This is a genomic window from Pseudomonas lini (assembly GCF_030812475.1).
GTDB lineage: Bacteria > Pseudomonadota > Gammaproteobacteria > Pseudomonadales > Pseudomonadaceae > Aquipseudomonas > Aquipseudomonas lini_A.
This window is the reverse complement of the sequence record NZ_JAUSSR010000002.1, coordinates 75263-95044: the sequence shown is the minus strand read 5'-3', so window position 1 is coordinate 95044 and position 19782 is coordinate 75263. Positions and strand designations below refer to the sequence as shown.

Annotated in this window: 14 protein-coding genes and 1 tRNA gene; 9 read left to right on the top strand and 6 right to left on the bottom strand. The window is 61.3% G+C overall.

Annotated elements, in window-relative coordinates:
• Positions 1-274: 274 nt before the first annotated feature.
• The 5 genes from phaR to J2W17_RS04270 all read left to right on the top strand — a co-directional run bounded on the left by phaR (position 275) and on the right by J2W17_RS04270 (position 6244).
• The gene (gene phaR, locus J2W17_RS04290; RefSeq protein WP_307329767.1) at positions 275-766 is read left to right on the top strand and encodes a polyhydroxyalkanoate synthesis repressor PhaR; all 492 of its coding nucleotides are present in this window, start codon (positions 275-277) and stop codon (positions 764-766) included.
• A 379-nt stretch (positions 767-1145) separates the two neighbouring features.
• On the top strand, positions 1146-2006 hold the full coding sequence (locus J2W17_RS04285) for a c-type cytochrome (protein WP_307329764.1): 861 nt from the start codon (positions 1146-1148) through the stop codon (positions 2004-2006).
• Between the two features lie 15 nt (positions 2007-2021).
• Positions 2022-3392 (top strand): cbb3-type cytochrome c oxidase subunit I, encoded by a 1371-nt coding sequence (locus J2W17_RS04280; protein WP_307329762.1) that lies wholly within the window; start codon positions 2022-2024, stop codon positions 3390-3392.
• A gap of 14 nt (positions 3393-3406) precedes the next feature.
• The gene (locus tag J2W17_RS04275; protein WP_307330945.1) at positions 3407-4222 is read left to right on the top strand and encodes a CbbQ/NirQ/NorQ/GpvN family protein; all 816 of its coding nucleotides are present in this window, start codon (positions 3407-3409) and stop codon (positions 4220-4222) included.
• On the top strand, positions 4223-6244 hold the full coding sequence (locus J2W17_RS04270) for a nitric oxide reductase activation protein NorD (RefSeq protein ID WP_307329759.1): 2022 nt from the start codon (positions 4223-4225) through the stop codon (positions 6242-6244).
• Positions 6245-6329: 85 nt separating this feature from the next.
• On the opposite strand, the gene phaP is transcribed toward J2W17_RS04270, so the two are convergent.
• Complete coding sequence (phaP, locus tag J2W17_RS04265) at positions 6330-6893, bottom strand: TIGR01841 family phasin (RefSeq protein WP_064677690.1); 564 nt, start codon at positions 6891-6893, stop codon at positions 6330-6332.
• A 252-nt stretch (positions 6894-7145) separates the two neighbouring features.
• Here phaP and J2W17_RS04260 point away from each other — a divergent pair, with 252 nt between their 5' ends.
• Positions 7146-9920 carry a DUF3141 domain-containing protein gene (locus tag J2W17_RS04260; RefSeq protein ID WP_307329752.1) on the top strand — a complete coding sequence of 925 codons (2775 nt, stop codon included), beginning with the start codon at positions 7146-7148 and terminating at the stop codon, positions 9918-9920.
• 25 nt (positions 9921-9945) lie between these two features.
• Here J2W17_RS04260 and J2W17_RS04255 read toward each other — a convergent pair whose 3' ends face one another.
• A complete protein-coding gene (locus J2W17_RS04255; protein WP_307329746.1) occupies positions 9946-10983 on the bottom strand; it encodes an AraC family transcriptional regulator in 1038 nt (345 codons plus the stop codon).
• 258 nt (positions 10984-11241) lie between these two features.
• Here J2W17_RS04255 and phbB point away from each other — a divergent pair, with 258 nt between their 5' ends.
• From phbB to phaC, 3 genes are all read left to right on the top strand, one after another.
• Positions 11242-11988, top strand: coding sequence for an acetoacetyl-CoA reductase (gene phbB / locus J2W17_RS04250; protein ID WP_307329743.1), 747 nt, complete (start codon positions 11242-11244; stop codon positions 11986-11988).
• 57 nt (positions 11989-12045) lie between these two features.
• Positions 12046-13224 carry an acetyl-CoA C-acetyltransferase gene (locus J2W17_RS04245; RefSeq protein WP_307329740.1) on the top strand — a complete coding sequence of 393 codons (1179 nt, stop codon included), beginning with the start codon at positions 12046-12048 and terminating at the stop codon, positions 13222-13224.
• Between the two features lie 96 nt (positions 13225-13320).
• Positions 13321-15024: a class I poly(R)-hydroxyalkanoic acid synthase gene (gene phaC / locus J2W17_RS04240; protein WP_307329737.1), complete on the top strand. Its 1704-nt coding sequence runs from the start codon at positions 13321-13323 to the stop codon at positions 15022-15024.
• A 248-nt stretch (positions 15025-15272) separates the two neighbouring features.
• Here phaC and J2W17_RS04235 read toward each other — a convergent pair.
• The 4 genes from J2W17_RS04235 to fdhE form a co-directional block, all read right to left on the bottom strand.
• Positions 15273-15368, bottom strand: a tRNA-Sec gene (locus tag J2W17_RS04235).
• A gap of 5 nt (positions 15369-15373) precedes the next feature.
• Complete coding sequence (gene selB / locus J2W17_RS04230; protein ID WP_307329735.1) at positions 15374-17281, bottom strand: selenocysteine-specific translation elongation factor; 1908 nt, start codon at positions 17279-17281, stop codon at positions 15374-15376.
• Positions 17278-18708 carry an L-seryl-tRNA(Sec) selenium transferase gene (gene selA, locus J2W17_RS04225; RefSeq protein WP_307329732.1) on the bottom strand — a complete coding sequence of 477 codons (1431 nt, stop codon included), beginning with the start codon at positions 18706-18708 and terminating at the stop codon, positions 17278-17280. The genes selB and selA overlap by 4 nt, the downstream gene beginning before the upstream one ends.
• A gap of 143 nt (positions 18709-18851) precedes the next feature.
• Entirely contained in the window at positions 18852-19778 is a 927-nt protein-coding gene (gene fdhE / locus J2W17_RS04220) for a formate dehydrogenase accessory protein FdhE (protein WP_307329727.1), read from the bottom strand.
• Positions 19779-19782 lie beyond the last annotated feature (4 nt).

Genomic DNA, 19782 nt, shown 5'->3' with positions numbered 1-19782 from the left:
GGCTGCATGAGGGGGACTCGCTGGATGGCGCAGTCCCTTTTTTTCTTCTGGATTTGCGGTGTTATGGAGGGCCCCTTCGCCGGCAAGCCGGCTCCTACAGTTGACCGTGTCTTTCTGAAGAACCCGGTCAACTGTAGGAGCCGGCTTGCTGGCGAAGGCGTCTTCGAAGGCAACAAAGATGTCGGCCCCGGGTTCCCCTCCCCGACACCAATCCGCGGCAGTGCCCATAGTAGAGTAAGATGCGCGCTTAACAGGCCCGCCGCGAGACGCCCGCATGACCGATACCACCCCCCGCCTGATCAAGAAATACCCCAATCGCCGGCTGTATGACACCCATACCAGCAGTCACCTGACCCTGGCCGACATCCGCCAGCTGGTCGTCGACAAGGTTCCGTTCCAGGTGGTCGATGCCAAGAGCGGCGAGGATTTGACTCGCAGCATCCTGCTGCAAGTGATTCTTGAGGCTGAAAGCGGCGGCGAGCCGATCTTCTCCAGTGAAATGCTGATGGGCATCATCCAGTTCTACGGTCCTTATCAGGGTGTGCTCGGCAGCTACCTGGACAAGAGCATCCAGACCGTGATCGACATCCAGTCCCAGACCGGCGCGCAATCGTCAGAAGCCTGGACAGCGTTCATGCACCAGCAGGCGCCGGTGATGCAGGATCTGATGCGTCAGTATGTCGATCAGTCCAAGGCGCTGTATCTCAACACCCAGAACATGTTCGGCCTGTTTGGCGCCAAGCCGCCGAAGAAAGACGGTGAGTGAAGCACGGCCTGGTCATTGACAGTAGCGCGACGTCGACTAGGCTCACAGTCATCCTGCCTCCCCAACCGAACCACGGCACTTCGAAACGCAAGGCCTGGTGAGGTCATCAATTTATACAGCCTGTCCGTCGCTGTTCGAATGCAGACATCCGGCATCCCCGGCACAGAGGGCTGACGCTCTTTCGCGCGCGTTCATTCTCACGTACGCAAAGCGACTGAACCGCCACTTTCCACTGCACTTTCACCTTGGGAGGCAGTCGTGCAAAAAGTCTTGAAGCTCGTCAGCTATGCAGTGCTCGTGCTGATGGCCAGCGCGGTCGTTTATGCCGCAATCATCGGCATCACCTATTGGACCGGCATCGGCGTATAGAGAGATCGCAATGAACAAACGTCAAACACGCTCGTTCGCGCTGATATCGACCGCCATCGCCACGGTGGTATTCCTGGGAATGACGGTCGATAGCCATCGACAATTCCCGACACTGACCAACGCCCAGCAGATCACGCCCCAGGTCACCCGCGGCAAGGATGTCTGGCATGAATACAACTGCATCAATTGCCACACCTTGTTTGGTGAAGGCGCGTATTACGCCCCGGACCTGACAAAAATCACTCAGCTGCGCGGCGCCCCTTATCTCACGGCATTCCTCAAAGACCCATCAAAGTTTTATGACGAGCAACGCCATCGCCGATTGATGCCGAACCTGAACCTCTCCGATGAAGAAATCGCCGCCCTGATCGCCTTCATGGACTGGGTGAGCAAGGTCGACAATCAAGGCTGGCCACCGCGGCCGATTCTGGTGACCGGTACCTCGATTCCCGGCATGGACCTCACCGTGGCGCAGCAGAATGTCACCGGCGGCGGCAACCAGCCCCCCGCCGCACGTCCGGTGTCCGGCAAGGACGACCCGATCGCACTGGGCGAGGCACTGTTTCGAACCACCGCCACACCGGTGTGCAGCGCTTGCCATTCGATTGCACCGGGGGTCAATCTCGCCGGGCCGACACTGGCCGGGTTGGCCGGTCGGGCCAGGCAGGTCATTGCCTCGCCTGACTACAAGGGCAAGGCCAAGGACGTCGAAAGTTTCATCCGCGAATCGATCGTCGCGCCGAGCGCCTACCTGCATCCGGGCGACATGTACTCCGCCAGCGGCATGTCCTTCATGCCGGACACCTTCGCCAAATCGCTAACGCCCGAACAGGTCGATCAACTGGTCGCCTACCTGGCGTCGTTCCAGTAACCCAAGGGGATGACCATGCGCTACAGATCTCAATCCGTCGCCTACTGGTACTTCGCCGTGGCCATGGTGCTGTTTGGCCTGCAACTGGTATTCGGCCTGCTCTCGGCGGCCAAATACCTCGGGCCCGACCCGCTGCTGGACCTGTTGCCCTTCGATGTCACCAAGGCCATTCACACCAATCTGTTGATCGTCTGGGTGCTGACCGGGTTCATGGGCGCGACCTACTGGATGGTGCCGGACGAATCCCGTGGCGAGTTGCACAGCACCAAACTGGCCTACATCCAGCTCGGGTTGTGGACGGCCATGGGCGTCACCGCTGTCCTGGGCTACCTGTTCGGATATGGCACCGGGAACAAACTGCTCGAACAGCCGTTGCCGCACAAGATTGTGATCGTGATCTGCATGCTGATGTTTCTCTACAACATCGGCATGACCATCAGGAAAGCCGGACGCTTCACCGCCACCGAAGGCGTGCTGCTGCTGGGCCTGGCCAGTGCCGCCGTGCTCTACCTGCCGGCGTTGCTGCATTATGAAAACTACGTGGTGTCGATCTACTACCGCTGGTGGACGATCCACCTGTGGGTCGAAGGCGTCTGGGAGATGATCCAGGGCGGTTTTCTCGCCTATCTGCTGATCAGACTTTCCGGCGCTGATCGTGAGGTCATGGAAAAGTGGCTGTACGTGATCGTCGGCCTGGTGTTCATTGCCGGCATCCTCGGCACCGCCCACCATTATTACTGGATCGGCGTGCCCCACTACTGGCTGCCACTGGGCGGCTTCTTCAGTGCGCTCGAACCCATGGCGCTGGTCGGCATGGCGATCTATGCGTACAACGCGATGCGCCGCTCCGGTCTCTCCCACCCCAACAAACTGGCCTTGCACTGGACCATGGGCAGTGCCGTGTTCACAATGTTCGGTGCCGGGCTCCTTGGCCTGGCCCACACCTTCCCCGATGTCAACAAATGGACCCATGGCACCCTGATCACCGCCATGCATGGCCATGCCGCCTTTTATGGGGCCTACGTCATGATTGTCCTGGCAATGATCACGTATGCGCTGCCGGGCATGACCCGTCGTCCCGTGGAGGAAAGCAGTATCGGCTATTGGGCATTCTGGCTGCAGTTGGGCGGCATGTTCGGCATGACCCTGTCTTTTGCCACCGCGGGCATTGCCCAGGTGTACCTGGAACGTATTCTCGGCATGGGCTACCTGGATGTGCAGCTGAAAATCCAGGTGCACTTCCTGATGCTGGTGGCCACGGCGTCGATGTTCAGCCTGGGTGCAGGGCTGTTTATCTTCGATTTTTTCCGCCATGCGCCGCAATTCAATGTCGATGAAGCCGATCCGGTGCTGGATGCGCCTCGAGCATCAGGTGCAGCATTGTGATAGATCGTTCGCTGATGCAGCAGCAAATGCAGGCCGCAGAATCCGCATTGCCGCAAGCCGAACCCTATTACCAACCCTGCGGCGACGAGGTAGAGATCTTCGAGCAGTGTCACGCCCGGCAAATGGCGATCATGCTCAAAGGGCCCACCGGGTGTGGCAAGACCCGCTTTGTCGAACACATGGCCTGGCGACTGCAACGCCCGTTGATCACCATCTCCTGCCATGACGACCTGAGTGCCAGCGACCTGGTCGGACGCTTCCTGATCGGTCATCAAGGCACCCATTGGGCGGAGGGCCCACTGACACGAGCAGTACGCGAAGGCGCGATCTGCTACCTCGATGAAGTGGTCGAAGCGCGGCAGGACACGGTGGTGGTATTGCACCCACTGACCGACCACCGGCGCATCCTGCCACTGGACAAGATCGGCGAGATTCTCGAAGCCTCGCCCTATTTTCAACTGGTGGTGTCTTACAACCCTGGTTACCAGCGGATACTCAAGGACCTCAAGCCCAGTACCCGCCAGCGCTTCGTGGCGCTGGATTTCGACTTCCCGCCGGCCGAGCGTGAGATCGCCATCGTTATCCATGAGGGCGCAACCGACTACGCCACCGCCCATGCCCTGGTCACCCTCGCCCATCGGCTGCGCGCCTTGCAAGACCGGGGCCTGGCGGAAGTTCCCAGTACGCGCCTGCTGATCGCGACTGCCCGCTTGATCACCAGCGGCATTGCCGCTCAGGCCGCCTGCCGGGCCGCGCTGATCTCACCGCTGTCCGATGACGCGGTGCTGGTGGCAGCCATGCGCGACCTGGTTGACCTGACCTTTATCTAAATGGCCGAAGCCGAAGACCTCATCACCGATGTCGCACGCCATGCAACGGTGTACGCCCAGGCGCTGTGGCGCCGTCACCGGGGCCCCGCCACCCGTGGAAAAGTCGTCACCCTGGCGGATGTCGCGCAACACCTTGATTTGCTGATCCAGGCTCTGTTTGGCACTCACTATCCGCTGCGCGTCGCACAACCGCCCACGCGCCCCACGTTGCTGAAAAAGCTTTTTCTGCGGAGTGAGAACCCGGGTCGGCAACGCGCCGTGCCAGCGACCGACGGCGTGTCTGTCTGGCTGCCGGAGTCTTCAGGTAGCGACGATGGACTGCTCGCCACGCAACGTTTCAGGACCCAGGCCTTGCAACAGACCATGCGCGCGCAAAGGGGCAGTGCCGACCATCTGCGGGATCTTGCCGATCCGATGCAACGCAGCGTCTATCTGCTGCTCGAAGCCTGGGCTGCCGACCGGGATCTGGTGCGATTGCTGCCGGGGCTGGCGACACCGATCCGGGGGTTGCGCCAGCAGGCACTGGCCATGCGCCCGCCCCTTCAGGCGTTTGCCGAACATCGACGGCCCCTGGAAAATCTGCTTCGTCGAATCCTGGCCACTGAATGCGGCGAATCCGTGGAGGGGCTGGCAATACCCGCCACCGCCACCGATTCGCTGCGTCAGGCACAAACCCTCGCGGCAAGCCTCTTGTCCGCCGACGTAACTCACCGGCATTGCGCACATCTGTTGCTGCTCGATGCCTGGACCGGCGACTTGCGCGAGCCGTCGGCCCAACAAGAGGTGCCGACGCTGCCCGGCGCCATCGATATCACTGACACGCTGCCACGCAGCGCCCGTCTCGAACGCCAGCCAAAGGTGCGCGAGGCCCGGGCCGACGAAGACAACGATCAGGAACAAGGCCCTTGGATGGTGCAATCCGCCGAGCCCCTGGAAAAGGCCGAAGACCCCGTGGGCATGCAACGCCCGGTCGACCGGGATACGGACATCCCGGCAGATGATTTTGCCGACGGATTGTCCGAACTCGACGAAGCCCGACTGGTGGTCGCAGCAGGCAGCCCCAAAGAAGTGTTGCTGAGTGACGATCCACCTCAGACCCGCGTTCGACACCTGGCACCCGCGCTTGCCGAAAACGCAATCAGCTACCCCGAATGGGACTACCGCACTCAGGTCTACCGTGATCCGGGTACAACCTTGCAGCTGTGCCCCGCCCATGAAGGCCCACAGCAATGGGTCGACCAAACCCTTGAAAGCCATCGGTCGATGCTCACTGCCATCCGCCAGCATTTTGAAAAGCTGCGCGCCCAGCGCGTCAGGTTGCGCAAACAAATGGACGGCGATGACATCGACCTGGAAGCCTATATCGACGGTTGTGCCGAGGCCCGCGCCGGCTTGAGCATGCCCCAGGCGTTGTATCAGTCCCAGCGGCGCAGTCGGCGCGACATGGCGATCATGTTGCTGATTGACGTCAGCGGTTCCACCGACAGCTGGCTGTCGCGCCATCGCCGGATCATCGATGTCGAGCGCGAGGCGTTGCTGCTGGTCTGTCTGGCGCTGGAGAGCCTGTGCGAACCCTATAGCGTGCTGGCGTTTTCCGGCGAGGGGCCGCAGCGGGTGACGATCCGCACCCTCAAGGCTTTCGACGAGCGCTACAGCGCTGCCGTGGGTCGGCGCATTGCCGCACTGGAACCGGAGCGCTATACCCGGGCAGGTGCAGCCATTCGCCACGCCAGTACCTTGTTGATGCGACAAGCGGCGACCCACCGGCTGCTCTTGCTGCTCTCCGATGGCAAGCCCAACGATGTCGACCTGTATGAAGGCCGCTATGGCGTGGAAGACATGCGCCAGGCCGTGAACGAAGCCAGGCTGCAAGGTATCTATCCGTTCTGTCTGACCATCGACCGTCAGGCCGCAAGTTACCTGCCGGCGGTATTCGGCTCGCGGCAATATGCCTTGCTGCCCCAACCTGAACTGTTGCCCGGCGTACTGCTCGAGTGGATCAAGCGCCTGCTGTCGGCCTGAGCCCTGCCGATCAGTTTGTTCCAGGCGAAAAAAATGGCGATGGGGAGTAAACCCATCGCCATCGGTACAGCCGGCTTGCTAAGACTTACTTGTTACCAGTCTTGGTGCTTGCTTCCGGAGCTGCTTTGGTGGCTGCGGCAGTCGCTTCGGCGAAACTGGTCTGAGCCGTTTCGGAAGCCTGCTTTGCGGCTTTCTGTGCGTTTTCAAATGCAGTGCCGGCACTTGCCAGGCCCGACTTGAACGCGTTCACTACTGGCTCGGAGCCGGCAGGTGCATTCTTGCTGATTGCTTCAACGAACTCTTGCACTTGCTGGGTGCCGGCTTCAACCTGGCTGGAGGCCAGCTTGGCGATGTCCGACTGGGTTTCGGCGATCAGCGCCTGAACCTGGCGATTGAACTCGGTCAGGCGTTCGGTTTGCTTGTTCGGCTGGGTGAAAGAAGCCTGCAGCTCGGCGAAATCCTGTGGACCGCGTACGGCCAGCAGCTTGCGAACACCTTCAAACTGCTCTTCGGAAGACTCGCGCAGGGCCTTGAACTGCAACTGGCTGAGCTGTTCAACGCTGGCGAAGACCTTGCCGCTGATTTGCTGGATCAGGTCGAGGTTGGCTTTCTGAGTGGCTTGCAGTTTTTCCGAGTTGAAAAAAGACATGCTTGAATCTCCTGGTACTGGAAGGCCCGAATGGGCCAGAGGACGCGATAGCGATCCTGCCAGACATCGCGTTAGCCTTGATATTGCAGTGCACAAAACATTTTGGCAACCCTTATTTTGTGCAGCGCAAAATAAACCTTGTCAGTTGTGCTCTTAATAGGTCTAAACTCCTGACTATCAGACGGCCGGCCCAGCCTTGTTCAATAACGGGTTGGATGCGTCGCTTCTCTTATAAGGCATCAGGAGATCACGATGGGCCAGGAAGAACATATTGCGTTGCAAGATGAAAGGCTTACACCAGGCTCAGGGTTGTTCGAACACCTGAATCACCTGCAACGCCTCAATACCCGCAACGTGCTCGACGCCGTGCAAAAGCGCCAGGCAAAAACCTTTGCCCCCTCAAGTCTGGGGCAACTGAGACAGCCTACCGCGAAGGAATGGCAGGAATATTTCACTGATCTGGCCCAACGCAGCGTGCTGTTCTGGGACACCTTGCGTCAGCGTGGCGACAACACCCTGGCGCACGAACGGGCCGGGTATCCGCTGCTGCTCAAGTTCGATCATGAAACCCTGGTCGCCGGTGCAGACCTGCCCCGCCCGGTCAATTACTCGCTGTTGCAGGTCTTCGGCGGCTCCGGCAAAGCGATAGACAGCAATAAACCGCCGGTGATCATCATCGATCCACGGGGCGGTCATGGTTCGGGCATCGGCGGTTTCAAACAGGATTCGGTCATCGGCGAAAGCCTGCGGGCGGGTCACCCTACCTATTTCATCTCCTTCAGCCACTCGCCAAGACCCGGGCAGACCCTTGCGGACATTAGCGCCGCCCAGGCCAGGTTCCTCGAGGTCGTCAGCGCCCGGCATCCTGCCAGTAGCAAACCGGTGGTGATCGGTAACTGCCAGGCCGGTTGGGCCTTGATGGGGTTGGCAGCTTCCCGGCCGGAGTTGCCGGGGCTGATCATCGTCAATGGCGCGCCGCTGTCCTACTGGGCCGGCGTCAATGGGCGCAATCCGATGCGCTACACCGGTGGCCTGCTGGGGGGCGGCTGGATGGCGCGCCTGGGCAGCGACTTGGGCAACGACCGTTTCGACGGCACCTGGCTGGTGAGCAACTTCGAAAGCCTCGACCCGGCGAACAGCTGGTGGGGCAAGTACTACCACCTGTTCAGCGAAGTCGACAGCGAGGCCGGGCGCTTCCTGGATTTCGAGCGCTGGTGGGGCAGCCCGACGCTGCTCAACGGCGAAGAAATCGAAATGATTGTCGACGACCTGTTCATCGGCAACCGATTGTCCGGCGGCCTGGGGCGCAAGAGCAGCGCGCTGGATCTGAAACGCATCGAAGTGCCGGTGGTGGTGTTCTGCTCCTATGGCGACAACATCACTTCGCCGCAACAGGCGCTGGACTGGATCGCCGACGTCTACCCCAGTGACCTCGCGCTGCAAAGTGCCGGGCGCACCATCGTTTACCTGCGCCATGCCAGCATCGGCCACCTGGGCATCTTCGTGTCCGGTGAAGTAGCCCGGCGCGAGCACCGGGAACTGCTCGGTGCTGTCGATACCATCAATGCCTTGCCGGCCGGACTCTATGAAATGTTGATCGAAGACCTGCCGGAAAACTCGGCGACTGCCTATGCCGTGCGTTTCGAACCGCGGCGCATCGCCGACATTCATGGCGACGAGCAGCCGCGCCGTGACGACGATCGCGAATTTGCCCTGGTCGAACGCGCATCCGCTCTCAACAACAATCTCTATGACAGCTTCATACGCCCCTGGTTGCGGCAGTGGATCAACGAACCGGCCGCCGAAATGATCCGACGCTCCCACCCCTTCCATCAGCAACAAGTGATGTGGAGCAGCATGAACCCGGCCTTGTGGTGGTTGTCCGCCGGTGCCTCCCAGGTGAGCAAGGATCGTCAGCCTGCCGCCCCGGACAACCCTCTCCTGGCCTGGCAGGCTTTGTTCTCCAACCAGATTCAGGATGCCCTGGACAGCTACCGCGATCTGCGCGATGCCACCCAGGAGCTGTGTTTCTACGGAATCTATGGGGTATTGAACAGCCTCACCGGTAATCCAGCGGGGCGAAACCTGCAGGCACATGCCGAGCAGCACGACAAGCTGGTGATCGAACGCCTGCAGGACGCGCTGCCCGTTGGCGGCCTGATGGAAGCCTTGATCCGCATCCTGTTTCTGCTGGGCCGCGACAGCAACGAGCCCGGCCAGCAAAGCGTAGAGAAATTGATCCGCAAATTGCAGGCGCCGCTGCAGGCTGAAGGTGCTGCGCCACTTGACTTGCGCGAAACGTTGAACCTGCAAAAAATGCTGGTCGCCACTTATCCGCAGGAAAGCGTGCAGAGCCTGCCGTTGATACTGCCCGAGGCCGTAGAACGCCAACAAGTGTTGGCGGCGGTGGCCAATCTGCTGCCGGAACTGCTGACAATCGACGGGGCTCAACATCCGGTCTGGTGTGAGCTGCACACGCTGCTCGATGTGCCTTTGCCGGGTTTCAACGCAATCCAGGCGTCAAGTGAAGCCCAAGCGCCAACCCAGGTCGTCAAGCAGGAACCACCTGTGGTAACACCTGAGCCGATGAAACCAACAGCTCCCGTGGCAACACCGCAGCCCGTAGAGAAAAAAGCGCCCGAGGCGCCATCGGAACCTATCAAGCAAAAAGCTCCCGTGGCAACCGCTGAGCCAGTCAAGCAAAAAGCCGTGGGGGTAATAACTCCGCCAGTCGAGCCAAAAGCGCCCGTCGTGATACCTCAGCCAGTCGAGCCAAAAGCTCCCGTGATCGCACCGCCGCCAGTCGAGCCAAAAGCTCCCGTGATCGCACCGCCGCCAGTCGAGCAAAAAGACCCGGTGGCCACACCTGAGCCGAGCAAGCAGCAAGTCCCGGTGGTGGCGGCCAAGCCGCTATCCACCAAGCCGACCGAACCAAAAGTCCCGGCAATACTCCCCAAGCTTGGCGCCAAAGCCGCGAAGCCGGTGCGCACCTCGAAAAAAGGCGTAAAGAAACCTCCTGCCAAATAGCTTTGCTCAGTGATGAGAGGCCGCGTCACATCCGCGCGGCCTCCCGGATCTCGAAGGATTCATCGGCCCGATACTGACCGGGGGTCATGCCGAACCAGCGGCTGCAGGCTTTGTTGAAGCTGCTGTGGTCATGAAAACCAAGGAGATACGCCACATGCTTCATGTTGAAGTGAGAATGGCGCAGGTAGAAATCGGCCAGTTGGCGGCGCACGGCATTCTGCACATCCTTGAACTGGGTCCCGTCCCTTTCCAGGGCGCGTTGCAGAGTGCGCTTGCTGAGGTTCAAGGCAGCGGCGATCGACTCCATGTCGCATTGCCCCTGGCCATGACTCAAACGCTCGGTGAGCAGCGCGCGGATTTTGCCGACAATGGAGAAACCGCACAGCGAATCCAACTGCGCCTCGGCGAAACTGTCATGCAGGACCGCCAGCGCCTCGTTGGCCATGCTCAACGGACGCAACAATTCCTGGCCGTCAAACAGAATGCTGTCGTAGGCCGAACCGAATTGCAGGTCGCAGCCAAACAGCCGCTGATGCTCGGACGTGTCTCGCGGTTCCGGATAGCTGAATTCCACGCTCAGGGGCTGCGGCAGCGTACCGTCGCCCAGCCAGCGGCAGAAGCCCAGCAGGGAAGCCAGCCCGGCATCGGCATATTGCCGAGGCTTGCTCGATCCGCACTGTTGATGATCGAGCGAGGCCATTCGGTAATGCTCAAGCTCCGGAACAAAAAACAGGCTGAACCCGGTGCCGATCAACGGGCTGAACCGCACCAGGCGTTCCAGCGCCCTTTTCAGGTTCAGGCTCGACATCATGGTGTAACCGACGATCTGAAAACTGCCGGGATGAAAATGGCCATAGGCTTTCAAACCGATGTCCGGATCGCCGCTGGCCTGCGCCGCCAGCTGCCAAAGCCGATAGATCACCCTTCGTTCGCACGATGCTCCTGGCGTGTGCGCGATGGTCAAGTCCAGTCCAGCCTCCTGACAAAGGTGGGCGACATCCAGTCCTTCCGCTGACAGCGTATTGACCAGCACGTTGGCGTAACCGGAACTCATTCTATACATGGCGTCCTCATTGACCTGTGGAACCGAACGTCCTGTCCGGAGCCATACTGATCTGCGTTAAAACAAAATATTAACCGGCGGTTCAATTTGCAGAATTGATCTCAGTATAGGTAAAGCTCACTTTTTGCGAGTGGATTAAAAAATCTGCATGGCGCCGTTGGACACCAGACAGTCACCTACCAACACTTCCGCATCCCTCGCCAATACAGAAGAATCACACCCCATCCTGCAACGCAAAAAATAGAAAGGAAAGACTGTATGAAATCGCTTGGTCGTATTGCGTTGGTTACTGGCGGTATGGGTGGGATCGGCACGGCAATTTGTCAGCGCCTGCACAATGAAGGTTTCAAAGTCATCGTGGGCTGCAGCTCGGATTCCGCCCGCAAGAATGAATGGGCAGCGAGCCAGCTGGCGGCGGGTTATCAGTTCGAATTCATCTACGGCGACATCACCGATTGGGAGTCCACCCGCAAGGCTTTCGAGTTGGCCCGTGAACAATTCGGCCCGGTGGATGTACTGGTCAACAACGCCGGCATCACCCGTGACGCGTCCTTCCGCAAAATCACTCCGGAAGACTGGAACGCCGTCATCAACACCAACCTAAACGGCATGTTCAACACCACCAAACAGGTGATTGAAGGCATGTTGTCCAAGGGCTGGGGCCGGATCATCAACATCTCCTCGATCAACGGTCAACGTGGCCAGTTCGGCCAGACCAACTACAGCGCGGCCAAAGCCGGCATCCATGGCTTCACCATGGCCCTGGCCCGTGAAGTTTCAGGCAAGGGCGTGACCGTCAACACCGTCTCCCCCGGCTATATCCAGACCAGCATGACCGCGGCCATCCGCCAGGACATTCTCGACACCATGATCGCCGCTACCCCGGTCGGCCGCCTCGGCCAACCCGAAGAAATCGCCTCGATCGTGGCCTGGCTGGCCTCCGATGAATCGGGCTACAGCACCGGCGCCGACTTCTCGGTCAATGGCGGCATGAACATGCAATAAGTCTGTCAGGGCAAGGACGCCCTGCTCTCGCTTGACACAATCCTTATGAGGTTTTGCATGAACGAAGTCGTAATCGTTGCCGCTACGCGTACCGCCATTGGCAGTTTCCAAGGTTCCCTGTCCGCCATTCCCGCCACCGAACTGGGCGCAGCAGTGATTCGTCGCCTGCTCGAACAGACCGGTGTCGATGCTGCACAGATCGATGAAGTGATCCTCGGCCAGGTGCTGACCGCAGGCTCCGGGCAGAACCCGGCACGCCAGTCGGCCATCAAGGCCGGCCTGCCCCATACCGTCCCTGCCCTGACCCTGAACAAAGTCTGCGGCTCCGGCCTCAAGGCGGTCCAGCTCGCGGTCCAGGCAATCCGTTGCGGCGACGCCGAACTGGTGATCGCCGGCGGCCAGGAAAACATGAGCCTGGCACCGTATGTGTTGCCCAAGGCACGCACCGGCCTGCGCATGGGTCATGCGCAGCTGCAGGACAGCGTGATCCAGGATGGCTTGTGGGATGCGTTCAACGATTACCACATGGGCATCACCGCCGAAAACCTGGCCAGCAAGTATGAGCTCAGTCGCGAAGACCAGGACGCCTTTGCCGCGGCCTCGCAACAGAAAGCCTCTGCCGCCATCGAAGGCGGTTATTTCAAGGCTGAAATCACCCCGATCCTGATTCCCCAGCGCAAGGGCGACCCGGTGGTCTTCGACACCGATGAACAACCCCGCCCGAGCAGCACAATCCAGGCCCTGGGCAACCTCAAGCCGGCGTTCCAGAAAACCGGTACCGTCACCGCCGGCAACGCATCGACTCTTAACGACGGCGCCGCCGTGCTGATGCTGGCCAGCGCCGAAAAGGCCCAGGCCCTCGGCTTGCCAGTGCTGGCCCGTATCAAGGCTTATGCCAGTGCCGGTGTCGACCCGTCGATCATGGGCATCGGCCCGGTGCCTGCCACCCGCCTGGCCCTGACCAAGGCCGGCTGGAGCCTGGACGACCTGGACCTGATCGAAGCCAACGAAGCGTTCGCCGCGCAGTCGCTGGCCGTAAGCAAGGAACTGGGTTGGGACATGAACAAGGTCAACGTCAACGGTGGCGCGATTGCCCTCGGTCATCCGATCGGTGCATCGGGCGCGCGTATCCTGGTGTCGCTGGTGCATGAACTGATTCGTCGCGATGGCAAAAAAGGTCTGGCCACCTTGTGCATCGGTGGCGGTCAGGGCGTCAGCCTGGCCATCGAGCGCTAGACTCACCGAACTGCTTTCCTGGCTGCAGCCGCAGCGCCGAAATCCGGCGCCGCGGTTTTTTTCTGTCTGGTTCTTTTCATGTGGGCAAGGAGTTCCATGGACAATAACGCACATACTTTCAACACCTTCTGGTCCGGCCAGGTTCCGTTCGTTGCCTCTTTTGCGGTGCAACAGTTGCGTCTGTGGGTCGCTACCAATCCGTGGTTCACCGGGCAGGACCACAACGCCTGGTTCGACGTGCCACGCAGCACTCTGGACAGCCTTCAGTCGGATTATCATCAGCAGTGGGCTGAACTCGGCCAGCGCTTGCTGACCGGCCAGGCCTTCACCTTCGACGACCGCCGGTTCGCCAGCGGTAACTGGAGCCAGCCGTTGTTTGGTTCCCTCGCGGCGTTTTACCTGCTCAATGCCGGTTTTCTGCTGAAGCTGCTCGATCTGCTGCCGATCAACGACAAGAAACCACGCCAGCGTCTGTTGTATCTGGTGGAGCAAGCGATCGCCGCCGCGGCCCCGAGCAATTTCCTTGCCAGCAATCCCGACGCGCTGCAACGACTGGTCGATACCCAGGGCAGCAGCCTGGTCACCGGCCTGATGCACTTGGCCGCCGACTTGCAGGAAGGCAAGATGCGCCAGTGCGACGCCGGTGCTTTCAAAGTGGGCGTCGACCTTGCCAATACTCCTGGCGAAGTGGTTTTCGAGAACGAGTTGTTCCAGCTCCTCCAGTACTACCCGCAAAGCGAAACCCAATACCGACGCCCGGTATTTATCGTGCCGCCGGCGATCAACAAGTACTACATCCTCGACCTGCGCCCGGACAACTCGATGGTCCGCCATCTGTTGCAGCAGGGTCACCCGGTGTTCCTGATGTCCTGGCGCAACTTCGACCAGGCACACGCCGGCACCACTTGGGATGACCTGGTCGAAACCGGCATTATCAAAGGCCTGCAGGTGACCCGCGAGATCAGTGGCGAACAACGGCCCAATTGCGTTGGTTTCTGCATCGGCGGCACGCTGCTGGGTTCGGCGCTGGCCGTATTGGCGGCCCGCGGCGACAAGGACATCGCCAGTGTCAGCCTGCTGACCACGTTCCTCGATTACCTCGATACCGGTCCGATCGATATCTTCGTCGACGAGCAATTGGTGGCCTACCGCGAGCGCACCATCGGCGGCGTCAATGGCCCCATCGGCCTGTTCAAGGGCGAGGACATGGGCAATACCTTCTCGCTGCTGCGCCCCAACGACCTGTGGTGGAACTACAACGTCGACAAATACCTCAAGGGCCAGAAACCGATCCCGCTGGATTTGCTGTTCTGGAACAACGACAGCACTAACCTGCCGGGGCCGATGTATTGCTGGTACCTGCGCCATACCTATTTGCAGAACGACCTGAAATCCGGCGATCTGGATTGCTGCGGGGTCAAGCTGGACCTGCGCGCCATCGACGCCCCGGCCTACATCCTCGCCACCCATGACGACCACATCGTGCCATGGCGCAGCGCTTACGCCAGCACCGATTTGCTGTCAGGGACCAAGCGTTTCGTGCTTGGCGCTTCAGGGCATATCGCCGGCGTGATCAATCCACCGGCCAAGGAAAAACGCCACTACTGGACCAACGACCAGGTCAATCAAGACCCGGAAAGCTGGTTCGGCAATGCCAAACAGCATCCTGGCAGTTGGTGGAACGATTGGTTCGTCTGGCTGGCCGATCAGGCCGGGGAACGCCAGCCTGCAGTGTCGCACGCCGGTAATGAGCAATACCCGCCGCTGGAACCGGCACCTGGGAGTTATGTGAAGCAATGACCGTCAGGCCCGCGCTCTAATCTGAGCGCGATGGTGAGTGGGCTGCCGCCTTCGCTGGCAAGCCAGCTCCTACAGGGATTTTCGGTGTCTGGGAAATGTGTGCCCTGGCACCGCTCCAAATGTGGGAGCGGGCTTGCTCGCGAAAGCGGTGTGTCAGTCGCTGCGATTTTGAATCTACCGACGCCTTCGCCAACAAGCCGGTCTCGCTCCCACAGGGAATTGTTGGTGCCTGGGGGGGAGATTTGAAATGGCGGAAGGCAGCGGGAGTCGAACCTGCCCGGGAACGGATGCCGTCCCCCACCGTGTTTGAAGCCCGGCCGCGCCACCGGGCGCGATTGCCTTCCTGAGTTCAGGGCTCGTTCGGTTGAGCCAGTGCATTGTCGAGTCGTAGATGACGCTTGTCGCCGAACCGCCGGGTGAGGCCGATTCGGTCGAAGTATTCAAGAATCTGGATGCTGCGTTTACGCCCCAGGCCCACCTTATCGCGAAACGCCGTGACCTGGATCTGCGGGTTCTCGGCCGCCAGTTGCACCAGCATAGCCGCCAATCGACGCAGCATCGCATCGGTGTAGAACAGATCACGGACTATCTGGTGCAGCAACCCCAGCCGCGCCATCTTGCGCAGCAGCAAGCGTACCGCGACCGGGTCATGGCCAAGGTCGCGCACCCACGGCGGATCGAAGCCTGCCTGCTCGAACACCGGCTGCAAGTGTCGCCACAAAGCTTCGTCCTCTTCGCTCAAACGCACCTGATGATCGGGCAGATGCAACCACGGACCGCTGGCCGCCATCGCGCCGCTGGCCAGCAATGCTTCAAGCAGGCTGATGAAGGCCGCACGATCCAGTGCGGTGCCGGTGAACCGGCGCAAGCGATCCCGGTCCGGTCCCATTTGATCCGGTTCAAGTCGATGAAAACGGGCGAGGTGTTCCAGCACCGATATTTTCAGGGCTTCCCAGCGGGACGCACTGAACAGCAATGAACCTCGCCGTGTGTCGATCAGATGCACATCGCCCGGCAACACCCAGTTATCCCGCAGACGGTTGAACTGACGCTCCAGGCGTCGCGGATCGAGGCCTGTGTCGCTGTTGGCCAGCAATACCGGCAGCACCTGTTCCAGGCTATTGCTGCCGGCCAGTGCCTGCAGCTGCGCCAAACGCTCGGGACTGCGGCGGTGTCGGCTCGGCGCAAACGGGTCGAGTACCCGGCCACCGCCAAGCGTGCGTTGGGCGCTCTGGTCGCGAAGAATCAGCGGATCGCCCTTCACGGCCTGCACCGGTGCATTGAGCAGCAGCTGCGCGAGCATCTGCCCACCGGGGTCGAGGTTTGTGCCTTCGAGCAACGCCACCCGTCCCGTCACGTCCTGGGTAGCCACATGCACATGCACCGATTGAAAGTGCTCCAGGGGCCGATTTTCGCTGGCCAGTAACCGTAATTCGATATCCAGGCGTTGGGTCGGCGCAAACAGCCACTCGGCCAGCAGCCAGTGCCCCCGGTGAATCTGCTCCAGCGCCAGACGCTCGGCACTCAGGTTCAACGCCACGCGCTGGCCGGCCCACGCGCTAGTCGCGGCTTGATTTTGCGCATGCAGGCCACGCACGCGTACCGGTTTTCCATGGGGACCGAGCATCAGCGTATCACCCACCGCAACCTGCCCGGACAACGCGGTACCGGTCACCACGATACCGGCACCGGCCACGCTGAAAGCGCGATCGATGGCCAGGCGGAAACCGCCGCGGGTGCTGCGTTGCAGCACTTCATGTTGCGCCTGGAGCAAGGCCAGGCGCAGGGCCTCGACTCCCGTCCCGGTCACACTCGACAGCGCTATCCGCGGCGCACCGGCATAGGGTCCGGGTGCCAGCAACGCTTCGATCTGTTCGTGCACGGCCTGCACCCTGGCGGGATCGACCCGGTCGCATTTAGTGATGGCAATCAGTGCCCGGGGAATGCCCAGCAGTTCGACGATGGCCAGATGTTCGCGGGTCTGTGGCATGACACCATCGTCGGCCGCCACCACCAGCAGCACCAGATCAATGCCCTGCGCCCCGGCCAGCATGTTGTGGGTGAAGCGCTCATGACCGGGCACGTCGATAAAACCGGTCAGGGGCGCTCCGGGTTCCAGCGCCGCATACAGGTAACCCAGGTCGATGGTCATGCCGCGCTCGCGTTCTTCCCGGCGACGATCGCCGGCCTGGCCGGTCAGGGCCTGGAGCAAGGCTGTCTTGCCATGATCGACGTGCCCTGCGGTACCGACTATCACCCTGGTGCACCCTCCTGCGGCCATTGCTCGAGTTGCGCGAGCCACGCCGCCTCGTCGTCCAGTTGCCGCAGGTCGAGCCACAATGCGTCGTCATCGATGCGTCCGAGTACCGGGATCGGCAAGTCGCGTAGCTTGGTTTCCAGACCGTGCAAGCATCGTCCGCGCAGACGTTTGGACACCAGCGGGCGCAGGCATAACGCGGCACTTGGCAGGCGCGCCACCGGTTGGCTGCCACTGCCGATCATGCCCAGTGCCGTCACTGCGCTGACGCCCCAGCTGTCGCCGAGCACCCTGGCCAGCGCAGGCAGCAGGCGTTCGGCCTGGGCCAGGATGTCCGCTTGTGGCCGGGTCAGCAGGCGCAGACTCGGCAAGCGTTCGGCCAATCGGTCCGGATTGCGATACAGGCCCAACACGGCCTCGAGGGCGGCCAAGGTCAGTTTGTCGACCCGCAAGGCGCGTTTGAGCGGGTTCTTCTTGATTCGCGCGATCAGGTCCTTGCGACCGACGATCAACCCGGCTTGCGGCCCGCCGAGCAACTTGTCACCGCTGAAGGTCACGATGTCCGCGCCATCGAGCAGCGCCTGGCGCACCGTCGGTTCGGCGGGCAATCCCCAGCGTGTCAGATCCAGCAGGCTGCCGCTGCCGAGGTCCTCAAGCAACGGCAATCCGTGTCGGTGGGCTATTTGCGCCAGCTCGGTGGTCGGCACCTGGGCGGTGAAGCCTTCGATGGCGTAGTTGCTCGCATGGACGCGCATCACCAGGCCACTGCGCGGACCGATGGCTGCCTCATAATCCCGGGCATGGGTGCGATTGGTGGTGCCGACTTCGTGCAGCTTCACCCCGGCCCGGGCCATGATGTCGGGAATCCGGAACGCGCCGCCGATCTCGATCAGCTCGCCCCGGGAAATGATGCCTTCCTTGCGCGCGCCCAGGCTGTTGAGCGTCAGCAACACCGCGGCGGCATTGTTGTTGACCACGGTCACGGCTTCGGCGCCGGTCAACTCGCGGATCAAGCCTTCGATCAAGTCGTCACGGTCGCCGCGCCTGCCGCTGTCCAGGTCGAATTCCAGGTTGAGCGGGTAGCGCGCAGCGAGCTGCACCGCTTCAATGGCTTCCTCGGGCAACAGTGCTCGACCGAGGTTGGTGTGGAGCACGGTGCCGGTAAGGTTGAATACTCGGCGGACATGGCTGCGGTGCTGGATCGCCAAACGCTCGCCGACCCTTCCCGCCAATACCTGCGGGTTGATTTCCACCCCCTCCACCGCCCCGTCATGCACCGCCTCGCGCATGTCATCGAGCAATTGCCGCAAGCTCGCCAGCAGCGCGTCGCGCCCATAGCGCTCGGCCAGTGGCTGGCACGCCGGATGACGCAACAAACTGTCTATGGAAGGTAGCCGCAAGGCCTGGCTGGCGGATCTGGAAGACATCAGGGGCTCCCGCAAACGCTGACCGCCTGAGTGTAGCCGTTGAACCCCTGTAGGAGCTGGCTTGCCAGCGAAAGCGGTCTCGAGCCTTGCGGTGCCCATGGCAACGCCTTCGCCGGCAAGCCGGCTCCTACAGGATCACGGGTTCAGTCGCTTCCGGGGGCTAACAACAGATTCGGCGCGGGGCGCTGGTAGCCTTCCTGCTCCAGGCGCATATCGAGCATCAGGCTGCTCAGGTCAGTCGAGAGCGCTTCGGCTTCGGCGTCGTACTCCAGGTACAGCAGCTTCAGGTAGCTGTGACAGCCGGGGCAGGTTTCCGCGCGCAACGGCGCCTGGTCGGCGGCGTGGCGGTCATCGTCGAGGCTGACGTATTCCAGGCCTTTGCTTTGTTCGCAATACACGCATTTGACCCGCACCACGTGCCATTCGCAGGCACACAACGAGCACACCAGATAACGCAGGCCGTTGTATTTGCCACGATGACGAATCACCCCGGCCATGGCCGGCGAACCACAGGCCGGGCATTGGTTGAGACTATCGCCGGGTTTCAGGTGCAGATTCGGCGTGCCCAACAACCAATGGCTCCAGGCTACCTGCAACGCGGCGCCGAGAAACGGCACCAGTGCGGCCGGCAGCAACGTGAACTGGCCGCTGACCAGCGCAATCGCCCAGGCCTTGAGCTGTCCGGCGTTAGCGTTGCGCAAAGCGACCAAGGCTTTTTCGACCGCAGGTTGTGCAGGTGGGGGGTAGCGCTGCAACAGGCCTTCGAGGAACGGCAACCAACCTCCCTCTCGCACCAGGCTGTCGGCAGCGAACGGTGGCAGGCCATGTTGCTGGCAGACCCGCAGGCGTTCGGGGTCCGTCAGTGCGGTTGCGGGTGGATCGTCCATCAGTTGCTGCTGAACATGGCACAGGCCGGCCACCAGGCGCAGATAGTCGGCCAAGGGATGCCCTTCGGCAAATCGTTCCAGGCGCTGCGCCCGCAACATGAACAAGTTGTTCGGTGGCAGGTGCAGAAACGGCGGAGAAGTCGCCGCCGCTTCGATGTCGTCAGGCTCAAGAATCGTCGCCAAGGGT